Source organism: Pantoea sp. YR525, from assembly GCF_900116775.1.
In the GTDB taxonomy this organism is placed as follows: domain Bacteria; phylum Pseudomonadota; class Gammaproteobacteria; order Enterobacterales; family Enterobacteriaceae; genus Pantoea; species Pantoea symbiotica.
In genome coordinates, this window is record NZ_FPBU01000009.1 from 37,000 (window position 1) to 58,067 (window position 21,068).

Annotated in this window: 18 protein-coding genes and 4 tRNA genes; 4 read left to right on the forward strand and 18 right to left on the reverse strand. The window is 56.0% G+C overall.

Annotated features, from left to right (window positions below; all coding sequences use genetic code 11):
- Nucleotides 1-115: 115 nt before the first annotated feature.
- From uvrD to BM323_RS18375, 7 genes are all read right to left on the reverse strand, one after another.
- Complete coding sequence (uvrD, locus tag BM323_RS18345) at nucleotides 116-2,278, reverse strand: DNA helicase II (RefSeq protein WP_008105776.1); 2,163 nt, start codon at nucleotides 2,276-2,278, stop codon at nucleotides 116-118.
- A 52-nt stretch (nucleotides 2,279-2,330) separates the two neighbouring features.
- Nucleotides 2,331-3,047: a 5-amino-6-(5-phospho-D-ribitylamino)uracil phosphatase YigB gene (gene yigB, locus BM323_RS18350; RefSeq protein ID WP_008105775.1), complete on the reverse strand. Its 717-nt coding sequence runs from the start codon at nucleotides 3,045-3,047 to the stop codon at nucleotides 2,331-2,333.
- Nucleotides 3,047-3,955, reverse strand: a complete 909-nt coding sequence (xerC, locus tag BM323_RS18355) for a tyrosine recombinase XerC (protein ID WP_008105774.1) — start codon at nucleotides 3,953-3,955, stop codon at nucleotides 3,047-3,049. Before xerC ends, yigB begins: the two co-directional genes overlap by 1 nt.
- Nucleotides 3,952-4,656 carry a DUF484 domain-containing protein gene (locus BM323_RS18360; protein ID WP_008105773.1) on the reverse strand — a complete coding sequence of 235 codons (705 nt, stop codon included), beginning with the start codon at nucleotides 4,654-4,656 and terminating at the stop codon, nucleotides 3,952-3,954. Before BM323_RS18360 ends, xerC begins: the two co-directional genes overlap by 4 nt.
- The gene (gene dapF / locus BM323_RS18365; protein WP_008105772.1) at nucleotides 4,653-5,477 is read right to left on the reverse strand and encodes a diaminopimelate epimerase; all 825 of its coding nucleotides are present in this window, start codon (nucleotides 5,475-5,477) and stop codon (nucleotides 4,653-4,655) included. Before dapF ends, BM323_RS18360 begins: the two co-directional genes overlap by 4 nt.
- Before the next feature lie 29 nt (nucleotides 5,478-5,506).
- Nucleotides 5,507-5,710, reverse strand: a complete 204-nt coding sequence (locus tag BM323_RS18370) for an LPS translocon maturation chaperone LptM (RefSeq protein ID WP_008105771.1) — start codon at nucleotides 5,708-5,710, stop codon at nucleotides 5,507-5,509.
- 134 nt (nucleotides 5,711-5,844) lie between these two features.
- Complete coding sequence (locus BM323_RS18375; RefSeq protein WP_036648695.1) at nucleotides 5,845-8,406, reverse strand: class I adenylate cyclase; 2,562 nt, start codon at nucleotides 8,404-8,406, stop codon at nucleotides 5,845-5,847.
- A 316-nt stretch (nucleotides 8,407-8,722) separates the two neighbouring features.
- Here BM323_RS18375 and hemC point away from each other — a divergent pair, with 316 nt between their 5' ends.
- From hemC to hemY, 4 genes are read left to right on the forward strand one after another with little or no spacing between them, the layout of a single operon-like run.
- A complete protein-coding gene (gene hemC, locus BM323_RS18380) occupies nucleotides 8,723-9,664 on the forward strand; it encodes a hydroxymethylbilane synthase (RefSeq protein ID WP_036648709.1) in 942 nt (313 codons plus the stop codon).
- Nucleotides 9,661-10,401, forward strand: a complete 741-nt coding sequence (gene hemD / locus BM323_RS18385; protein WP_008105768.1) for a uroporphyrinogen-III synthase — start codon at nucleotides 9,661-9,663, stop codon at nucleotides 10,399-10,401. Before hemC ends, hemD begins: the two co-directional genes overlap by 4 nt.
- 23 nt (nucleotides 10,402-10,424) lie before the next feature.
- Entirely contained in the window at nucleotides 10,425-11,555 is a 1,131-nt protein-coding gene (hemX, locus tag BM323_RS18390; RefSeq protein WP_008105767.1) for a uroporphyrinogen-III C-methyltransferase, read from the forward strand.
- A 2-nt stretch (nucleotides 11,556-11,557) separates the two neighbouring features.
- Entirely contained in the window at nucleotides 11,558-12,754 is a 1,197-nt protein-coding gene (hemY, locus tag BM323_RS18395; protein ID WP_008105766.1) for a protoheme IX biogenesis protein HemY, read from the forward strand.
- A 584-nt stretch (nucleotides 12,755-13,338) separates the two neighbouring features.
- Here the strand turns inward: hemY and BM323_RS18400 are convergent.
- The 11 genes from BM323_RS18400 to rfbA all read right to left on the reverse strand — a co-directional run bounded on the left by BM323_RS18400 (nucleotide 13,339) and on the right by rfbA (nucleotide 21,067).
- A tRNA-Pro gene (locus BM323_RS18400) sits at nucleotides 13,339-13,415 on the reverse strand.
- 37 nt (nucleotides 13,416-13,452) lie between these two features.
- A tRNA-Leu gene (locus BM323_RS18405) sits at nucleotides 13,453-13,539 on the reverse strand.
- A 16-nt stretch (nucleotides 13,540-13,555) separates the two neighbouring features.
- A tRNA-His gene (locus tag BM323_RS18410) sits at nucleotides 13,556-13,631 on the reverse strand.
- Between the two features lie 92 nt (nucleotides 13,632-13,723).
- Nucleotides 13,724-13,800, reverse strand: a tRNA-Arg gene (locus tag BM323_RS18415).
- A gap of 159 nt (nucleotides 13,801-13,959) precedes the next feature.
- Nucleotides 13,960-14,694, reverse strand: coding sequence for a lipopolysaccharide N-acetylmannosaminouronosyltransferase (gene wecG / locus BM323_RS18420; protein ID WP_008105763.1), 735 nt, complete (start codon nucleotides 14,692-14,694; stop codon nucleotides 13,960-13,962).
- Nucleotides 14,695-14,722: 28 nt separating this feature from the next.
- Complete coding sequence (wzyE, locus tag BM323_RS18425) at nucleotides 14,723-16,066, reverse strand: ECA oligosaccharide polymerase (protein WP_008105761.1); 1,344 nt, start codon at nucleotides 16,064-16,066, stop codon at nucleotides 14,723-14,725.
- Nucleotides 16,063-17,133: a TDP-N-acetylfucosamine:lipid II N-acetylfucosaminyltransferase gene (locus BM323_RS18430; RefSeq protein ID WP_008105759.1), complete on the reverse strand. Its 1,071-nt coding sequence runs from the start codon at nucleotides 17,131-17,133 to the stop codon at nucleotides 16,063-16,065. The genes wzyE and BM323_RS18430 overlap by 4 nt, the downstream gene beginning before the upstream one ends.
- On the reverse strand, nucleotides 17,130-18,383 hold the full coding sequence (gene wzxE / locus BM323_RS18435) for a lipid III flippase WzxE (RefSeq protein WP_008105757.1): 1,254 nt from the start codon (nucleotides 18,381-18,383) through the stop codon (nucleotides 17,130-17,132). Before wzxE ends, BM323_RS18430 begins: the two co-directional genes overlap by 4 nt.
- The gene (gene rffA / locus BM323_RS18440) at nucleotides 18,383-19,513 is read right to left on the reverse strand and encodes a dTDP-4-amino-4,6-dideoxygalactose transaminase (RefSeq protein ID WP_008105756.1); all 1,131 of its coding nucleotides are present in this window, start codon (nucleotides 19,511-19,513) and stop codon (nucleotides 18,383-18,385) included. Before rffA ends, wzxE begins: the two co-directional genes overlap by 1 nt.
- A complete protein-coding gene (gene rffC / locus BM323_RS18445) occupies nucleotides 19,510-20,208 on the reverse strand; it encodes a dTDP-4-amino-4,6-dideoxy-D-galactose acyltransferase (protein WP_008105755.1) in 699 nt (232 codons plus the stop codon). The genes rffA and rffC overlap by 4 nt, the downstream gene beginning before the upstream one ends.
- A complete protein-coding gene (gene rfbA, locus BM323_RS18450; protein ID WP_008105754.1) occupies nucleotides 20,186-21,067 on the reverse strand; it encodes a glucose-1-phosphate thymidylyltransferase RfbA in 882 nt (293 codons plus the stop codon). Before rfbA ends, rffC begins: the two co-directional genes overlap by 23 nt.
- Nucleotide 21,068: the final 1 nt, after the last annotated feature.

The window sequence follows — 21,068 nt, forward strand, 5'->3', positions numbered from 1 at the left end:
TAAACAGGTGATTGAGCCAGCATCGACTGGGCGCGTCCAAGGCATTGTCCTCTCATGATAATAGTGCGCGCATGTTACGCTGAGACGAAAAAGTCGTCAAGGTAGCGCAACCGCGCTACACCGTTTCCAGACGGGCGTAAGCCGCCACCAGCCACTTGATTCCCTGGCCCTGAAACGCCACCTGCAAACGGCTGTGTTCGCCGCTGCCTTCGAGGTTGATGATGGTGCCTTCGCCGAATTTGGCATGACGCACGCGCTGGCCGAGCGTGAAGCCGCTGTCGTTTTGCGCGATTGGCGTACCCATGCGCTGATGGCTCACCGGACGGCTGACGCTGGCGCGCAAACGCACCTCTTCCACGCACTCTTCCGGCAGTTCGCCGATAAAGCGTGATGGACGGTGATACACTTCCTTACCATAAAGACGACGGCTTTCGGCATAAGTGAGCGTCAGCTTGACCATCGCACGCGTTACGCCGACGTAAGCCAAACGACGCTCCTCTTCCAGACGACCGCCTTCATCCAGCGACATCTGGCTCGGGAACATGCCCTCTTCCATGCCGACGATAAATACCTGGCTGAACTCCAGCCCTTTCGCCGAGTGCATGGTCATCAACTGCACCGCATCCTGCCATTTGTCGGCCTGGCCTTCGCCCGCTTCCAGCGCCGCATGCGACAAGAACGCCTGCAGCGGCATCAGATCTTCGTCTTCGTCCTGATAGCTGAACTGGCGCGTTGCCGTGACCAGTTCCTCAAGGTTTTCAATACGCGCCTGGCCTTTCTCGCCCTTCTCCTGCTCGTACATCACCCATAAACCGGAGTCTTTAATCACGCGATCGGTTTGCACATGCAGCGGCATCTCGGATGTTTCGCTGGCCAGTGAATCGACCAGCTCGCAGAAGCGCTGCAGCGCAGATGCGGCGCGTCCGGCTAAGACTTTGTTCTGTAACAGCTCGCGCGTGGCTTGCCATAAAGTGAGTTGCTGGTCGCGCGCGGTCTGACGCACCACGTCGAGCGTACGATCGCCCACGCCGCGCACCGGCGTGTTCACCACACGCTCAAATGCCGCATCGTCATTGCGATTGGCCATCAAACGCAGATAGGCCAGCGCATCTTTGATCTCCTGACGCTCGAAGAAGCGCATGCCGCCATAAATGCGATACGGCATGCTGCCTTGCAGCAGCGCCTCTTCCAGCACACGCGATTGGGCGTTGCTGCGATAGAGAATGGCGCAATCCTGCAGCGCGTTGCCGTTTTCATGCCAGCTTTTAATACGATTGACCACAAAGCGCGCTTCATCCAGCTCGTTGAATGCGCAGTAGAGCGAGATCTTTTCGCCATCGCTGCCGTCGGTCCACAACTCTTTACCGAGGCGGCCATTGTTGTTGGCGATCAGCGTGTTCGCGGCTTTCAGAATATTGTTGGTCGAGCGATAGTTCTGCTCCAGACGAATGGTTTCTGCGCCGGGGAAATCCTGCAGGAAGCGCTGGATGTTTTCTACCTGCGCACCGCGCCAGCCGTAAATCGACTGATCGTCATCGCCGACGATAATCACGCGGCCGGTATCACCCGCCAGCATGCGAATCCATGCGTACTGAATGTTGTTGGTATCCTGGAACTCATCCACCAGCACGTTGCTGAAACGCTCGCGGTAATGGTTGAGGATATGCGGCTTGTTAAGCCACAGTTCGTGGGCGCGCAGCAGCAGCTCGGCGAAATCGACTAAACCGGCGCGATCGCAGGCTTCCTGATATGCCTGATAGATGCGCAGCCAGGTTTGCTCAACCGGATTGCCGTAGCTTTCGATGTGTTTTGGACGCAGACCTTCATCTTTTTTGCCGTTGATGTACCACATGCCCTGACGCGCAGGCCACTGTTTCTCATCAAGGTTCATGGCTTTGATCAGGCGCTTCAACAGACGCAGCTGGTCGTCGCTGTCGAGAATCTGGAAATCCTGCGGCAAACCGGCATCAAGGTGATGCGCGCGCAGTAAACGGTGCGCCAGGCCGTGGAAGGTACCAATCCACATGCCGCCCTGGCTGGTGCCGATCAGCTGATCGATACGATGGCGCATTTCTGCCGCTGCTTTGTTGGTAAAGGTCACTGCCATAATCGAATACGGCGAGCAGTTCTCTACCGACAGCAGCCAGGCGATGCGATGCACCAGCACACGGGTTTTGCCACTGCCTGCTCCGGCCAGCACCAGCAGGTTGCTGCGCGGTGCGGCGACCGCCTCGCGCTGTTTGTCATTCAAGCCGTCAAGCAGATCAGAAACGTCCATAAGCACCGTCTAAAAAAGGAGAGCATCCAGTTACTGGATAAATTTACAGCTATTATAGCAGCGAGGTCAGAGATGCCAACCGATCAATTTCAACATGCGGCAGCAAACGCGCATCGTCGATCTTCATCAGATTGCCTTCTCGCAGGTTGATCCAGCAGGCTTGCATCCCGGCACGCAGCGAACCGGCAACATCGGTGGTGAGATCGTCGCCGACGTGCAGAATGTGTTGCGGCGCGATGTCCAAACGCTCAGCGGCCAGATGATACATATCCTGCCACGGCTTGGCGCGGCCGTGCGGACCGGCACGCAGCGCGAACTGGAAGTGGTGATGGATACCGAGCTTTTCCGGACAGGCATTGCCGTTGGTAATCGCCACCAGCGGCACGCGCTCGCCCAGCCACGTCAGCGTTTGATGCGTCTCTTCCGGCATCGTCACTTCGCTGCGCCATTGATGGAACACGCTCATCACGTCGCTGGCACCGGCGCTGGCTTCTGATGCGGATAAGCCGACATTGAGCAGCGCCAGCTCCACCGAGCGGCGGCGCCATTCAGACACGTCGTGATAAATTTCCGGCTCGCGCGCCAGCAACTCATTACGCAGCGCCTGATAATCCGCCGGGGTGAATTCACGCAGCGCCGGATGATACGCCTGCAGTGCAGCATGCGATTCGGCGGTGGTTTTGCGGATCACAGGATGGTTGTCATACAAGGTGTCGTCGAGATCAAAAGTGATCGCTTTGATCGGGCCGAGCTGACGATAAAACTTCATTAAGACTTTCCTCGTTTGGCACGCGGATGGGCCGCATCATAAACCGTCGCCAGATGCTGGAAATCCAGATGGGTATAGATTTGCGTGGTCGCCAGATTGGCGTGGCCGAGCAGTTCCTGTACCGCGCGCAGATCGCCGCTCGATTCCAGCAAATGCGTGGCAAAAGAGTGGCGCAGTTTATGCGGATGAATATGGCTGGCAACGCCTTGCTTGATGCCCCATTCGGCAAAACGCTTCTGCACGTTGCGCGTCGAAATTCGGCTGCCGCGGCTGGAGACAAACACCGCATCATCCTGCGGCGCAAAGCTATCGCGCAGCGATAACCAGTGCTGAATCCAGGTGACCGCCGTGCCGCCAATCGGTACGCGGCGCTCTTTGCTGCCTTTACCCAGCACCCGCACTTCGCCCGCTTCCAAATCCATGTGGCGACAATCCATATTCACCAGCTCGGAGAGACGCAAGCCGCCGCCGTACATGGTTTCCAGCATCGCGCGGTCGCGCACCGCCAGCGGATCGTTGAAATCGATCTCCAGCAGTTGGTTAACTTCGTCGACGTCCATGTTTTTCGGCAGATGGCGCGCGTTACGCGGCGTGGAAATGCCTTTGGCGGGATTGGCACTCAACATACCCTGATGCACTTGCCAGTCGAGAAAACTGCGCAGCGCCGACATGCGCAGCGCCAGACTGCTGGCGCCTAAACCGCCACGGCGGCTGCGCGCCGCCAGGCTGCGCACCTGCGCCGGTTCCAGCTGCGACCAGCTCATCAGCTTCATCTCATCGGCCATTGCCATAATCGCCTGCAATTGCCGTTGGTAATTCTTTTGCGTCAGCGGACTGAGCTGGCGTTCGACCTTCAGATAACGCAGAAAGTCATCCACGGCCGGCAGCAGCGGACTGACGTGACTCATGCGCGTTCAATCCAGCGTGACAGCAAATCCGGCAGCATTTGCGCCAGATGCTGCAGCAGCAGCGTGCCCATGCCCGCCTGATAATGCTGATTATCGCGGCTGGTGAACATCAATACGCCCAGCTCACCACGTTCGCCCATCAGCGACATCGCCACCGAGCCAATCGCTTTGGCCTGCGGCAACAGCAGCAGCAATTCCGGGCCGTTGAGGCTGCCGAGATAGTGATGTTCATTGCCGAAGCGCTGAATGCGCAGCGGTTCGAATGCCTGACGTGACAAGCCGAGTTGGGTGAAATCCGAGGGCGCGCCGATGTGCCATTTGTCGTTGAACACACGCACATGCGCGCCGGCCAAACCCAGTTCACGCGCCCAGCGATGCAGACGCGTTAGCATTTCCTGCAAACTGTCGGCGGCGGCGAGATGGCCTTGCAATGTCAGCAGGCGATCGAACAACTGATGGTTGGCGGTGGCCTGCTCCATCAGCAGCGTGATCTCCTCTTCCAACTGCTGGATGTGGTTACGCTGACGCGCCATATGCCACTCCACCAGCGAAACGCTGCCGCGTACCGGATGCGGCACCATCATCTGTTCAACCTGGCGCGCATTGCGAATAAAGAAATCGGGGTTTTCACGCAGAAATGCGCTTACCGATTGATCGTCCAGCAAAACCTCGCTTTCGGTCTGCTCTTCGACATTTTTCATAGATGAATAAACCCATCGTAGACGTGTGTGGCAGGACCGGTCATAAACAGCGGTTGCCCTTCCCCTTTCCAGGCAATATGCAGCGTTCCGCCCGGCAAATCGACGCGGACATTCTCCGCCAAAATGCCCTGCTGAACGCCGCAGGCCACCGCCGCACAAGCGCCGCTGCCGCAAGCCTGGGTTTCGCCCGCGCCACGTTCGTACACGCGCAGACGGATGTGTTCACGATTGACCACTTCCATGAAACCGACGTTAACGCGCTCCGGGAAACGCTCGTGGCTTTCCAGCTCTGGACCGAGCGTTTCCACCGGCGCGGTTTTCACGCTTTCTACCTGAATCACGCAGTGCGGATTGCCCATCGATACCGCACCAAACATCACGGTTTGATCGGCAACACGCTGCAAATAAAGGTTCTCAGCTTTATTGGCACGCAGCGGCACGCTTTGCGGTTCGAAGTTCGGTTGTCCCATATTGACGCGCACCAGCTCATCATTGGTAACGCTGAGCACCATGCGACCGGTTTGTGTACTGACGCGAATGTCGCTTTTGTTGGTCAACCCTTTCAGACGCACAAAGCGGGCGAAACAGCGAGCGCCGTTGCCGCACTGCGCGACTTCACTGCCATCGGCGTTGAAAATGCGGTAATGGAAATCGAGATCCGGATCGTAAGGCGGTTCGACGATCAGCAGCTGATCAAAACCGATCCCCAGATTTCTGTCCGCCAGGCGGCGAATCAGTTCCGGCGAAAAAAAGACGTTTTGCGTCACAGCATCCACGACCATAAAGTCGTTGCCGAGACCGTGCATTTTTGAGAACTGCATTTTCTGCTCCGCCGGATTACTCATAGATTTTAGTTCGCCTGCGAACCAGGCTTGCTGGTGACCAAACCACCGACATCAGCATCCTGAGCGGCTTTTTGCTGCTGCTCGGTGACCTGCTGTTTCGGCTTGTTTGGCTGATCTTTCGGCGGGAAATACAGCGGTCCTTTCAGGCCACAGCCTACCAGGCTGACCAGTGCCAGCGCCATACCCAGCTGACTCATCACTCGTATCATTCTGTCTGCTCTTCTGTCCTTAAGCCATGGTTGCTTATCATCGCAGTTGACGTTGTAAAAGCAACAGGAAATAGCCGCATTTCCTGCGGCAGGTCAGAGTAACAGCGCATCCCGCCGCGCGAACGCAGGCGGGATCAATGCATTTGGTAGCGTGGCTGGAAGTCGCCGTTATCGTTGTCAGGCTGCGTGGCGCAGAGCTGCGTTAACGTTTGGCTGCGGAAAGGAATCACCTGGAAACGTTCGCCAGTATTCACAATCTGGTAGAACTGCGGCAGGTTGAAATTGATAAAGCTGGAGCCGTAGGTAAAACGGTCATGCGACGACGAATAGAATCGACTCACGTCGCGCACCAGCTCTTCTTTACTGCCTTCGCAATGGTGATAAACCTCAACGCGGTTGGTTTCATCAAGGATATAGATATTGAAGCCGCGATCGTCATTGGTATCTTCAAAGAAGAACTGAATGATGCCTTCGCTGGCGTAGCCGTTTACCACCGGCGGCAGCGGCGTCTGGTTCGATTCCACTTTGATCGACAAGCCGTGCAGCTTGTTGTTAGAAATCGCGCCATAGAATTCGACGGCGTTTTCCAGCTTCTGCACCGACACGCTCATGCGTTCGAAGAATAAGCCCCAGGTTTGGCCCGCCATGCGCAACGCTTTAAAGCGGCCCGGTTCCTGACGCGTGCTCGACAGGCGCAGCTCAATACATTCCGAAACCAACTGCTGCACGCGGGTACGAATCAAACCGCGCAGATGCTGGCTATAGCAGAACACTTCTACCGTATCCGGCGGCGCAGCATCCTGATGCATTTTGCCCAGAATGGTTTTCAGCGCTTCAATCATCGCCTGCTCGCCGTTGAAGTGCAGCGTACGCACTTCATTCCACGAGTTGCGATAGAGCAGATCGATGCTGCCAATCAGGCATTGCTGCTGCTGACCGAAGCTGAACACATCCAGCTTACGGAAATCGAAATGCACCACCTGATTACGGAATGCGGAGGTAGGATCGTGCTCAAGATTGACGATAATCGCTAAGTGACGAATTTCGCACGGGCTGTAGAGCGCTTTTGGCGTCGGTGCCGGCACGCGCAGCGGGAAGTGGCTCGACACATCGTTCACCAGCTCCTGCAAACGCGGTAGATCGCACAGATCGTTGCCTTTCATATGCAAGCGCGTTTTGCTGGTCAGCAAACCGTTGAACCACGCCCACGCCACCAGCTTGTTCAGATAGCGGTTATATTCCAGCGGCTGATGGCTGATGATGGAACTCATATCCGGCGATTGGTTATACAAATACCAACCGGCGCGATTGGCGCGGCCCGCCGGAACATGAATAAAGGTGAGATTCTCTTCCGAGAGATCGGGCGAAATCTGCGGGTTCACTAAGGTGACTTTACCCGGCAGCGCCTCGAATGCGGCATACAGTTTACGCGTCAGCACGCCGATATCCTGCGGGCTGGCGCTGACGCTTAAATTGTTGCGCCGCGCAAAGCGAATCAGGTTGCGATAGCTCTGCATCATCGCATCCAGCAGCTCATTATGCGCTTCACGTACGCGTTCGATTTTCCACTGCGCGCGGTTATCCAGTACCGCTAACTTCTCTTCATCCCAGCCCCACTCTTTAACCAGCTGCGAGAGAATCTCGCGACGCCAGCCGGTGCGCTGATGATGGTGATCTTCGCTCGAGAGCTTTTCACACACTTTTAAATAGAAACATCGACGCACTAAATCGAGGCGCGCCATGTCATCAACGCTGGTGAGATAGCGCGTCACGCGCTCCAGCATCATGCAGTAAGGATCGAGACCGAAGCAGACAATTTCGCCGTCGTGCAGGCGCTGCTTGATGTCCATCGACAGCAGCTGCGTGTTGGGATATTCCCAGCTGTAGGCTTCCAGCAGCAGGGTTTTCAGCACCGCTTTGTACGGCGAATCGATACTTTTATACAGCTGCCACAAGCTGGCACCGAAGTACTCTTCCGCTGATAACGTGCCAAGCCCGCCGAGATCCAGCCACTCATTCGGCGTCAGAACGCCTTGTGAATAGAGCGACATGACGTAATCGTCGTAATGGTGCTCCTCTTCGCCGGGCACCATATTCCACAGGATGCGTTTACCCGCCATACGCACGGCGGTACGGTAAAACTCATCCAGCAGCAAAATATGTTGGGTAGAACCGCAATCTTCACCGCCGAGGCTGCCGCTTTCATTGTGGCGGAAACGGTTCTCGTCAATCAGGAAGAAGCTAACTTCCACACCCATCGACACACACCATTTCTGCAACAGCGTACACTTACGCTGCAGATTGAGGCGCTCTTCATTATCCAGCCACGATTGGTGGCACACCCAGATATCAAGATCGGAGATGCTGTTTTGCCCAACGGACGAGGTGCTGCCCATTGAGTAAATGCCGGTAATCGGACGTTCGCCCGCGACGGCAGAGCTGAGCTCGAGCGGTTGACCGCCCGCTAAGTTCTGCAGCAGCTGAAGTTGGTTTTCATCGGGCGTGTAGAGGCAGACGCCATGCGGAACGTTACCTTCAACGTAGCCAGGCATCAGTGGATGATGGTAGTGCAATAATGTTGGCAGCAGACTGTAGACTTGCTGGAAAGCAGGTCCCATGGCAGCCAGTGCGCGATCTACACGCAGCTGGTTAATCGCATCCAGTCTCTGTTTCAGTGTCTCAATGTAGAGGTACAAGACGTTTCGCCTGATTGTCCCAGTGTTAAGCACCCTGTTTCCGAATTTTGCCGCTTAATAATAAAGATATTGGGCAAATAATTGCTGGAAACGTGATCAATCTAACACCTGGAGGATTGACCGTAAAGAAAGTTGCGCTACTTAACAGTTTAGCATGTTCCGACCGTAGCTCTGCTTTTTTCAGACTCCGACTCTAAACTGCGACCCTCAAGATCCAGGCACAGTCTGACATCGCGGCCTTTTCAATCCGTTGAAACTGACAGCATTCCCCTATCAATGATAGGATATTCGATGAACGATCAAAATGGTTAACAGCATGTTAAACAAAATTTTCAGAATTGCTACCAGACAAAGTCCCCTTGCTCTGTGGCAGGCACAATATGTCCAGCAGCGCCTGATGGCGGCTCATCCGGGTCTGCAAGTTGAGCTGCTGCCGATGGTCACCAAAGGTGATGTCATTCTTGATACGCCACTGGCAAAGGTTGGCGGCAAAGGGCTGTTCGTTAAAGAGCTTGAGCTGGCAATGCTGGAAGGACGCGCCGATCTCGCCGTGCACTCGATGAAAGATGTGCCGATCGATTTTCCAGAAGGTCTCGGTCTGGTGACCATTTGCGAGCGTGAAGATCCGCGCGATGCTTTCGTCTCCAACCGTTACAACAGTATTGATGAGCTGCCGCAAGGCGCAGTTGTCGGGACGTCCAGCCTGCGCCGCCAGTGTCAGCTTAGCGCCCGCCGTCCGGATTTAGTGATTCGCTCGCTGCGCGGCAACGTCGGCACGCGCCTCGGCAAACTCGATGCCGGTGAATATGACGCCATCATTCTGGCGGCGGCCGGTTTGAAGCGTTTAGGTCTGGAAGATCGCATTCGTCAGGCAATGCCTGCAGAGATTTCCCTGCCCGCTGTAGGTCAAGGCGCTGTTGGCATTGAATGTCGCGTGGATGATGAGCAATTAATTACGCTGCTACAGGCGTTGAATCACGACGATACCGCCGTGTGCGTGCGTGCCGAACGTGCGATGAATACGCGGCTGGAAGGCGGTTGTCAGGTGCCAATCGGCAGCTTCGCGGTGCTGGAAGACGATCAGCTGTGGCTGCGCGGATTAGTCGGCTCACCGGACGGCAGTCAAATGGTGGTGGGCGAGCGCCGTGGTCCACGCGATCACGCCGAAAAAATGGGCATTTCGCTGGCCGAAGAGCTGCTGGATGGCGGCGCGCGCGATATTCTGCGTGAAGTCTATCAAGGTCAACCGCCAGCATGACCATCCTCGTGACCCGCCCGGAACCGGCCGCCACTGAACTGGTCTCGCGTTTGCGCAGTCTGGGCAAGCTGGCATGGAGCCTTCCGCTGATTGAATTCACGCCGGGTCGCGATCTTATTCATTTACCTAAGCAACTTGCTGCGCTCCAGCCAGGCGATCTGGTGTTTTTGCTATCGCAGCAGGTCGTCACGTTCGCCGAGCCCGCTTTACAGCAGAGCGCGACTACGTGGCCTGAAGCTCTCAACTATTATGCTATTGGCCGCAGCACTGCTTTAGCCCTGCATACCGTCAGTAATCTAAAAGTAGACTATCCTCATGCGCGGGAGACCAGTGAAGAGCTGGTGCGCCTGAATCGTCTGCAGCAGGTTAGCGGCAAACGCGCGCTGATTCTGCGCGGCAGCCCAGGGCGCGAGTTGCTGGCGGAAACGCTGATTGAGCGCGGCGCTGAGGTGCAATATTGCGAGTGTTATCAGCGTTGTGAAAAGCACTACAACGGCGCGACGGAAGGCCGGCGCTGGCGCGATCGCGGCATTACAACGCTGGTGGTCACCAGCGGCGAAATGTTACAACAACTCTTTTCTCTGTTTCCGCCAATTGATCGTCGGGAATGGTTACTGCACTGTCGGCTTGTGGTCGTCAGTGAACGTTTGGCTACGCAAGCCGCTGAATTAGGCTGGCAGGACATTGATGTAGCCGATGGTGCCGATAACGACGCGCTGCTGCGCGCGTTACGCTGAACTTAACAATGGGATGAGCCATAATGACGGAACAAAAAGCCTCCTCCGCCATGGTTGAAGAAACCACCCCAGCGGACAATTCTCCCTCTCCAGCAACTAAGCCACCACGCGATAAAAAAAGCGATGGCAAAGTACTGAGTGCAGTGGCGATTGTGATTGCGCTGGCGATTGGGGCGGGACTTTACCTTAATGGGAAACACCAGGCCGATTTACAGGCTCAAACTAATCAGAATCTCAGTGAGCAGCTAAGCACCTTGCAGCAGCAACTGGGCAGCGACAAACAGCAACTGACGCAACAGCTGGCTAGCGCCAACAGCGCCTTGCAGGAGACGCGCACGCAGCAGGATAACAGCGCTAAAGAGTTGGAAACCCTGCGCGATAAAGTCGCCACTATCTCTGGAAACGACACGCGTACCTGGCTGCTGGCGCAGGCGGATTACCTCGTCAAACTGGCGGGCCGCAAACTGTGGAGCGATCAGGATGTCACCACCGCAGCAGCGTTACTGAAAAGTGCCGATACCAGCCTGGCCGACATGAACGATCCAAGCGTAATGAACGTGCGTCGCGCCTTAACGCAGGACATCAGTTCACTCTCCGCCGTCAGCCAGATTGATTATGACGGCACCATCCTCAAACTCAATCAGCTGTCGAACGGCGTAGATAATCTGCGTCTGGCCGACAACGATAGCGATGATTCACCTATGGACGCCGATGGCGGTGAGCTCTCCAGTTCGCTGCACGAGTGGCGTCAAAATCTGGTGAAAAGCTGGCACAACTTTATGGATGATTTCATCACCATTCGCCGCCGCGATAACACTGCACAGCCGCTGCTGGCGCCGAATCAGGACGTTTACCTGCGCGAAAACATTCGTTCGCGCCTGCTGATTGCCGCCCAGGCCGTACCGCGTCATCAGGATGAGATCTACAAACAGTCTATCGATGCGGTATCAACCTGGGTTCGCGCCTGGTACGACACCAACGATGCCGCCACCAAAGCCTTCCTTGCGCAGCTGGATGAACTGAGCCAGCAGAGCATTTCGATGGATGTGCCGGATACGCTGGAAAGCCAGCCGCTGCTGGAAAAACTGATGCAAACTCGCGTGCGTAATTTGCTGGCTCAGCCATCGGTTGCTGCTGATCAACAGGGAGGCTAACCATGCTGAAAGTATTGGTGCTTTTCCTGCTGCTGATTGCCGGCATTGTGGTTGGACCGATGGTCGCCGGCCATCAGGGCTACGTGCTGATCCAGACCGACAACTGGAACATTGAAACCAGCGTTACTGGCCTGGCGATCATTTTGATTCTCAGCCTGCTGGTGATCTTGTTGGTGGAATGGATTCTGCGTCGCCTGTTCCGCACCGGCGCACGTACACGCGGCTGGTTCACTGGCCGCAAGCGTCGTAGCGCACAGCGCCACACGCAAAGCGCGTTGATGAAACTGGCGGAAGGTGACTTCAAACAGGCTGAAAAACTGCTGTCGAAAAATGCAGACCACGCCGATCAGCCGGTAGCTAACTACTTGCTGGCTGCCGAAGCGGCGCAGCAACGCGGAGACGAAATTCGTGCGAATCAGCATCTGGAGCGCGCCTCTGAGTTGTCGGTAAATGACACTATTCCGGTTGAAATCACGCGCGTACGTCTGCAACTGGCGCGCAACGAAGATCACGCTGCACGTCACGGCGTTGACCGCCTGCTGGAAGTCGCGCCGCGCCATCCGGAAGTGTTACGTCTGGCAGAACAAGCCTACATTCGTACTGGCGCGTGGGGCGCATTGCTCGACATTCTGCCTGCGATGCAGAAAGTGCAGATCAATGATGAAGCACAGCGCGATGCCTTGCAGCAGCAAGCCTGGCTGGGCCTGATGAACCAGGCGATGGCCGATCAAGGCAGCGACGGTTTGAAAAAATGGTGGCAGAACCAGAGCCGCAAAACGCGTCAGGAAACCGCCTTGCAGGTGGCAATGGCAGAACATCTGATCGAGTGTGACGATCCGGACACCGCACAGAGCATCGTGCTGGAAGGTCTGAAACGTCAATATGACGATCGTCTGGTATTGCTTATGCCGCGCATCAAAAGTGGCGATCCGCAATCTCTGGAGAAAGCATTGCGTCAGCAGATTAAACAGCATGGCGCCACGCCGCTGCTGCACAGTACGCTGGGACAGATGCTGATGCGTCATGGTGAATGGCAGCAGGCGGCAGAAGCGTTCCAGCAAGCGCTGGCACAGCGTCCTGATGCGTTTGATTATGCCTGGCTGGCCGATGTTTACGACCGCCTGCATCGCCCGGAAGACGCCGCCAAAATGCGTCGCGAAGGCCTGTTACTTACGCTGAAGACCAATCCCAGCGCCTAATTTCCGATTGTTACTTTTGTGCACGCCGGGCTGGTCCCGGCTTTTTTTTGCCTGTCATAAACTGCAGACAAAAAAACACCTGCCATAAGCAGGTGTAAGATCAGGTCGTTAAGACAACTGATGGCATCCGACTCAACGTAATGTCCTTCTTACTGCAGTAAAGCGTGCGCAAATACTGCCAGGCTGGACAACGGATGCCGTAAGGGGCTCTGCATCATTCCCAGGTTTATGTAGCATCAGCAAACATAAGAGGTGGAATGAGCATCTACAGGGAGATTATTGCATAAGACGTGCCAAAGTTGCAGTTAACGCAATAAGTTATTTTATATCAACAGGATAAAACCTAACCCACGTTCCAGGTGTATGCCACTGTCTGTAAATCACGACGCATAACCCAAAAGCTGTCTCCGCAAAGCGACAAGCTATGCAAGGAATTGTCATGCCTATATAAATCAGTGAGTTATATGTATCTGAATGGCGACAATGTGCAGAATTACGCTTAACGGAAATGATGGGATGAGCGGCGAACGTGAGGAAAAGTACAAACGAAAAAAGCCTGCTTTTTCAAGCAGGCTTTTCGAATATGGTCGGCGAGAGAGGATTCGAACCTCCGACCCACTGGTCCCAAACCAGTTGCGCTACCAAGCTGCGCTACTCGCCGATTTTTTACTTCTTTAACGCTACTGCGTAATTTTGCTTGGTGCGAAGGGAGGGACTTGAACCCTCACGTCCGTAAGAACACTAACACCTGAAGCTAGCGCGTCTACCAATTCCGCCACCATCGCGTGACCGAGCAAAATCTGGGGTGGCTAATGGGACTCGAACCCACGACAACTGGAATCACAATCCAGGGCTCTACCAACTGAGCTATAGCCACCATAATTCTGGTGCGTAAGCATGTCTCGCTTACTAAAATTCACTGCATAACGCGGTCTAACCAACCACCGAAGCTCTTGCGCACAAACTAAATGGCGCGCCCGACAGGATTCGAACCTGAGACCTCTGCCTCCGGAGGGCAGCGCTCTATCCAGCTGAGCTACGGGCGCGTAGCGCCGTTGCGGATGGGCATACTACGGGCTTGACCTCATGCTGTCCAGCCCTTTTTTAGAAAAAAAACGCGTTTGATTACGCTTTGTGCATTCCATCGATAATTACAGCAGTTTGAGGCGCTTACCCTCGCATTTTTGCTGTAAAAACCAGCAATTTCAAAGATCGCCGCGCCAATGGTAACGCAAATATTTCAGTAGCTTTAATTGGCGGCGCAGACGCGAAGGCTGACGAATGAGACGATACAGCCATTCCAGCCCGGATTTTTGCCACCAAACGGGCGCGCGCTTAACGTGTCCGGTAAAAACATCGTAAGTGCCACCAACGCCCATATAGAGCGCATGCGGCCAATGTGCGCGGCAATCACGCATCAATAGCTCCTGACGCGGCGAACCTTGTGCCACCGTGACAATCTGCGCACCGCTTGCGGCGATACGTGCAAACAGCGCGTCGCGCGCTTCAGGCGCAAAGTAGCCATCCTGGCTGCCAACGATATTCACATTCCACTGCTGGCGCAGCTTGTCGCAGGTTTCCTGCAGCACGGCCTGACGCCCACCAATCAGAAACACCGGAATGCCGCTGCGTCCCGCGTTCTCCATCAGTGCTTCCCACAGATCCGCGCCCGCAATGCGATTCACCTGCAACTGGGGATACTTCTTACGCAGCGAACGGACGATGCTGATGCCATCCGGATATTTGAACTCTGCCTCAGCGATCAGTGCGCGCAGCTGCGCATCTTCTTCCAGCGTCAGCATTTTCTCGGCATTCATCGCCACCAGCGTGCCGCAGCGCGGTTTGCCCTCGGGCAGCAGAAAGCGCAGAAAGCTTGCCATATCGTTGAAGGCGTGAAGATCGACTCCGCGCAGGCTATAGCGCGGCTTATCGGTTTCCATGGTATGAATTTCCCGTTGTGCCCAGAGGTTAAGATGGGCTGTGTAAAACCGGCTCGCTGCGCGGACGAATCAATCCCGCGCGCGCCAACAGCCAGTAAAGCAATTTAGCCGCCCACATGCAGGCCGCAAAAATCAAACAAAAGAACACCACGCGCGAGCCGAAAGCATCCAGCCCTTCACGCGCCAGCACGATCATATTAAACACCGCGCCGAAGCAGAAACTCTGCAAAATCGCCCCGCTGTAACGGTTGCTGGTATCGCGGCCATAGAGATAAAGGTTATCGAATCCTTTCATCAGCAGGCCGACAGCCACCGCACCGATTGGGATAAACCACACGCCGCCCATCACTACCAGAGAACCCAACAGCGTCGGCGAGATCGCCAACCCGGAATGGTTGTTCAGCACTTCCCAGGTAAAGTAGTTGGCGCTGTTGAGAATGGCTGCTGGACGTCCCGGCCACATCCAGCTGGGAATGAACACGTAGAAATCGCGCCAAATCGGTGCCAGGCCCTGAAAATCGATCTTGTCGTAGTTTTGCAGTAATAGCGCCAGGTTTTCCCACGGCGAGAAGGTATCGCGCGTCAGATAAAGGAAGGTGTAAAACGCCTCATCGCCGACCACGTCGAGGTTATAGCGACGCAGCGCCAGCCAGAACATACCGCCGATCGCCATCACACCGGCGCCGACCAGCATCCACAGCGTGATCCAGCCGCGCGTAATACCAATGAACAGGAACAGCGCGAAAGCGATGATGATATTGGCGCGCGTGCCGCCCACCAGCGCGTAAGTCAGCAAGCCAAATGCCACCGACACCAGCAAAAACCACAGCCACTGACGTTGGGTTGGCTTGAGGAAGTAGCGAATCAGCATCGCCGGAATAAAGAAGTAGAAGAAGCGTTTGAGCGCAACGCCAGACACTTCGCTGGAGAAAATCTGGTTGTAAGCCGAAAGCCGGAACAGCAGCAGGCCGTTGTGCATAAAGAACACCGTCACGGTGCCAATCGCCACCAGCGCCAACAGCAAACAGGTCAGATTGGTTTCAACCCGATTCATCTGCAGCCAGGGCTTACGCGCAGGCGCATTGGCCGGCCGTAGCCGCACCTTGTAGCTAACGTAATAGATGGCATAAAAGCTGGTAGCGGCCAGCAGCGCCTGCAGCAGGTATTCCGGCGGCACCACGGCCACGTTAAAGCGGAACACCAGCACGCTGGTCAGCGGGAAGCCGAAATAGAAGGTCAGCAAAAAGAGAATGGTGAAGAACAGGTGGAAGTTGAAACGCACCCGTTTAAATTCCCGCCAGGTTAAGGTCAGAATGAAACCCAGCGAAAACAGATAAACCACCAGCAGACCACTAAACTGCATCAGGCTCATGTTCTCTCCCTTTCACTCAGGGTTAGCGCATCGCGCCAGCCTGCCAGATAGCCAGGGGCAAAAAAGGCAATCGATGAGTGATCACATTGCGCTAATTGTCGTTGCGCTTCGGCCACGCTGGCCGCATCCAGCGCATCTTCACTAAACAGCACCGGCAAACCTTGCTCGCTGAGATCGCGCCAGAACGGATTTTTGCGGTTCAGCACAAACGGGATATTGGCCTGAATCAGCAGGCAAAGCGTACCAATGCCTTGCTGGCGCTCGAACATAAAATAGCCGAGCTGACAGCGGCTAAGCAATGTCAGATAGGCATCAAAATCTATTTTGTCGCGCAGCAACGTCACCTGCCCCGCCGGGAACAGGCGCTGTGCGGCAGCGGCAATCTCTTCGATGTAAGCGTGATTATTTTGCGGATAACCGAGCGGCACGACGATTTTTACCTGTTCGCCAAACTGCGCGCGAATCGCCTCCAATCCGGCAATGTGGCGATTACTGCGATCGCCCGAATTGCCGAGCAGAATAGTGAAATCGGGACTTTCCACCGACGCGGGCGGCGCCACATCCGGCATACGCGTCGGGAAATAGAGTAACGAAGCGGGAACGCGCGGATGGCGCTGTTGAAAATGGTGCAAATCACCGCGCGTCGCAAACACGCGCGCCACGCGCCCTTGCGCCATTCTGCGCAGCAGATAAAACAGCTGATACTTGAGGCCTCGCCCTTCTTCATAGAGATCCGCGCCCCATACGTGCCAAAACGCCTGCTTACGGCGCAGTTTGCCGCTCAGTAAGGCTATCCAAATGCTGGGATTAAACTGGCCGTGAAAGAAGAAGCGCTGCGAGCGATCGGCGGCACGCGCTATCACCGCTTGCGCCAGCGCACGCTTGCTGGCAAAGGTTTTAATCTGCAATGAGCTATACGCTTGCAGCGTCTCGGGCGCGCTGGAAACCACCATAAACTGACGCGGCGCAGCGACAGGCAGCTCGGCGCTCATCACGTCATTAAAGAAGCGCAGCACCGTATGATTGTGATGCGGGATATCCGATCCCAATACGTGAAAAGTCGTCATTTTTTCCGGCAATAAATCATGAAGGCGCCACAACACAGGGCGAAATAGAGAACGTAGGTTGCCATGTAAGCCTGCGCGGCTCCGGCAGTCCCGTGCAGCGGAATCAACCAATGAGAAAAGCCGGTCAGCAGGGCAAACTGGCTGATTTCAGTCAGAATATAGAAGCGCAGCGACGCTTTGGCGATCACCAGATATCCGAAAACATAGGCGCCGACTTTAAACACATCTCCGCACAACTGCCAGACGAAAAGGTCACGCATCGCGCTGAACTGCGGCGAAAACAGCAGCCAGATAGCGACATCGCGCAGCATCCATACGCAGAAACTGGCCGCTGCGACGGCAGGTAATACAAAGCGCAGCGCACGCCCAATCTCACGGGCGATTTGCGGCTTCTGCTCCAGGCGTGCCAGCGTGGGCAGCAGCCAGACGCTAAAGGTGGCGGTAATAAATTGCAGATAGGCATCGGAAATGCTGGTTACGCCTTGCCATAAACCGACCTGCGCCCAGCCTTGTTGCTCAGCCAGCAGATTTCGCATCATCACCCACGCCACCGGCAAGGTGAACGAGGTGATTAGCGCCATCAGCGTAAACTTCGCCAGATTGCGCGCCAGTTCGGGATGCCAGCTTGGCATCAGCCAAATCAGCGGCAACTGATCGCGATGGCGACGCAGCATCAGCAATGCCGGAAACACCAGTAGCGCCGGTACCAGCGCCAATCCCACTAACGCACCGGCATAGCCGCCCAGCCACCAGCACAGCACATAACCCAACACGCCAACTACACTTCCGGCAATCAGCGCCAGCGCATTGCCACGCGCATCGCGAAAACCTTTCAGCAACGCCAGCGTCAGGTTGGCCCAGGCAATACCGAGTTGCAGAAAGGCGACAATGCGCACCACGTTTGCATATTCAGCATGACCAAACAGCGCCGTGCTGATCGGCGTTGCCGCCAGCAAAAACAGCAGCGCCAGCAGCGTTGAAAAACCGAGCACAATCGCCGAAGCCGTGCCGGTCACCGCGCGTAACTGCTGTGGCTGCTGCTGATGTTGCGCGACTAACGTAGTGACGCCGTTAAAGATGCCAGCGCCCGCCAGCACGCCGAGTACGGTAATCAACTGACGGAAGTTACCGGCTTGCCCGATCCCTTCCGGCCCGAAGCTCACCGCCAGCAGTTTCACCACCAGCAGGCCAGCAACAATTTTTACCAGCGTCGAAGCGGCGGTCCAGACTGAAGCTTTTGCTAATGACATCAGGCAAAGAAACTCAGCAGTGAACTGATCACCGTACGCTGGTTGTTATCCGACAAGTTGTAGAACAGCGGCAGGCGCAGCAGGCGCTCGCTTTCACGCGTGGTGAAGGCATCATCACCATGGAAGCGGCCAAAACGTTCACCCGCTGGCGACGAGTGCAGCGGGATGTAGTGGAACACCGTGAGGATTTCCGCCTCTTTCATCCAGTTGATCAGCGCCTGACGATCGTCGCTGTCGCGCAGCTTGATGTAGAACATGTGCGCATTGTGGCGGCAATTTTTTGGCACCACCGGCAGCTCAATGCGACCTGCTGCCGCCAGCGGCTGGAGTGCATCGTAGTAGCGCTGCCACAAACGCAGGCGCTGCTGATTAATCTGCTCCGCCGCTTCCAGCTGCGCCCACAAATAGGCTGCTTGCAGATCCGCCATCAAATAGCTGGAGCCGATATCGCGCCAGGTATATTTATCCACCTGACCACGGAAAAACTGGCTGCGATTAGTGCCTTTTTCACGAATAATCTCGGCCCGATCCACTAGCTTCGCGTCATTAATCAGCGTTGCGCCGCCTTCGCCGCCGGCGGTGTAGTTTTTGGTTTCATGGAAGCTAAAGCAGCCAATATGGCCAATGGTGCCCAGCGCGCGCCCTTTGTACTGCGACATCACGCCCTGAGCGGCATCCTCGATAACATAGAGTTTATGCTTCGCCGCCAGCGCCATGATGCTGTCCATCTCGCAGGCCACGCCCGCGTAATGTACTGGCACAATGGCGCGGGTTTTCGGCGTGATCGCCGCTTCAATCAGCGTTTCGTCGATATTCAACGTATCGGGACGCACGTCGACAAACACAATGGTCGCGCCGCGCAGCACAAAGGCGTTGGCGGTAGAGACGAAGGTGTAGCTCGGCATGATCACTTCATCGCCAGGCTGCAGATCAATCAGCAGCGCTGCCATCTCCAGCGACGCGGTGCAGGATGGCGTCAGCAGCACTTTTTTGCTGCCGAAATGCTGTTCCATCCACTGCTGGCAGCGGCGAGTAAAGCCGCCATCGCCGCACAGCTTGCCGCTGGCCATCGCCGACTGCATATATTCAACTTCGCTGCCGACAATCGGCGGCGCATTAAATGGGATCATGAGGCTTTCCTGTAGAACCAGTAAGCGGTGCTTTCCAGCCGCGCACCGCTGCGTAAATAGAGGCGCAACGCCGTGAGATTGCTGAGCTGGGTCGCCACGCGCAGATGCGTTAGCTGACGCACGCGGCCCCAGTCGGCGGCAGCGAGCAGCAAGCGCTGGCCGACGCCGCAGCCTTGTGCGGCTGGCAATACCGCCAGCAGACCGATGCGCATTTCGCCGTCAGTTTCGCGCATCGAGACAAAACCTTGCAGCGCACCCTGCTCATCGCAGGCCACCAGACATTGATTATCGAAAGTGCCGCGCACGGCATTTTCAATCCACTGCGCGTAAAAACGCCCGCTGTCCGCCGCCGCAAACCACGGTGCGCGGAAACGACTCTGGCTAAACGCTTGTGCGGCGGCTTCACGCAGTGCCGGGATTTGTGCTTCCCGTGCGATGCGCACGCCAACTTGCCGCTCAGTATGTTTGATGCTGAGAGAGAGATCAGCTTCGCCTTCCACCAACTGAAAACCGTGCTGGCTCAGTGCATCAATGGCATCAACACGTTCAGCGGGCACCTTCACCTGCCACAGCGCATACGGTTGCTGAAGCGCCTCGGCCAGCGGCAGATCGCCATCCAGCGACAAGCGCGCGCCGTTCTGACCGAAAAAGTCATTCTCCCACGTAAGGGGATCAATATTGACGCGGACGGGCATTGTGAACATCCAGCAGATACTGGCCGTAGCCGGTTTTGGTTAGCGCCTGAGCGGCGGCTAAAAGCTGCGCATCGCTCAGCCAGCCGTTACGCCACGCAATCTCTTCCAGGCAGGCAATTTTAAAGCCCTGCCGTTTTTCCACCGTCTGCACAAACATACTCGCCTCAATCAGGCTGTCGTGCGTGCCGGTATCCAGCCAGGCAAATCCGCGCCCCAGCAACTCTACTGAAAGCTCGCCCTGATCGAGATACATTTGGTTGATGGCGGTAATTTCCAGCTCGCCCCGCTCGGAAGGTTTCACCTGTTTGGCAAACTCCACCACGCGGTTATCGTAAAAATAGAGGCCGGTTACCGCCCAGCGCGATTTCGGCTGCTGCGGTTTCTCTTCAATGGAGAGCGCGTTGAAATCGTCATCAAACTCCACCACGCCAAAACGTTCCGGATCCATCACCTGATAGGCAAAAACGGTCGCGCCACTGCTGCGCGCGGCCACTTTCTTCAGTTTGGGGCTGAAACCCTGACCGAAATAAAGATTGTCGCCCAACACCAGACAACAGTGATCATCGCCGATAAAGGATTCACCAATAATAAACGCCTGCGCCAACCCATCCGGGCTCGGCTGCTCGGCATAGGCCAGCTGCAAACCGAATTCACTGCCGTCGCCCAGTAGGCGTTCAAAGTGGGCACGATCTTCAGGCGTGGTGATGATCAGGATTTCTCGGATCCCTGCCAGCATCAGTACCGACAGCGGATAGTAAATCATCGGCTTGTCGTACACCGGCAACAGCTGTTTCGAGATCGCGCGGGTGATCGGATGCAAACGCGTGCCCGAACCACCGGCTAAAATGATGCCTTTCATC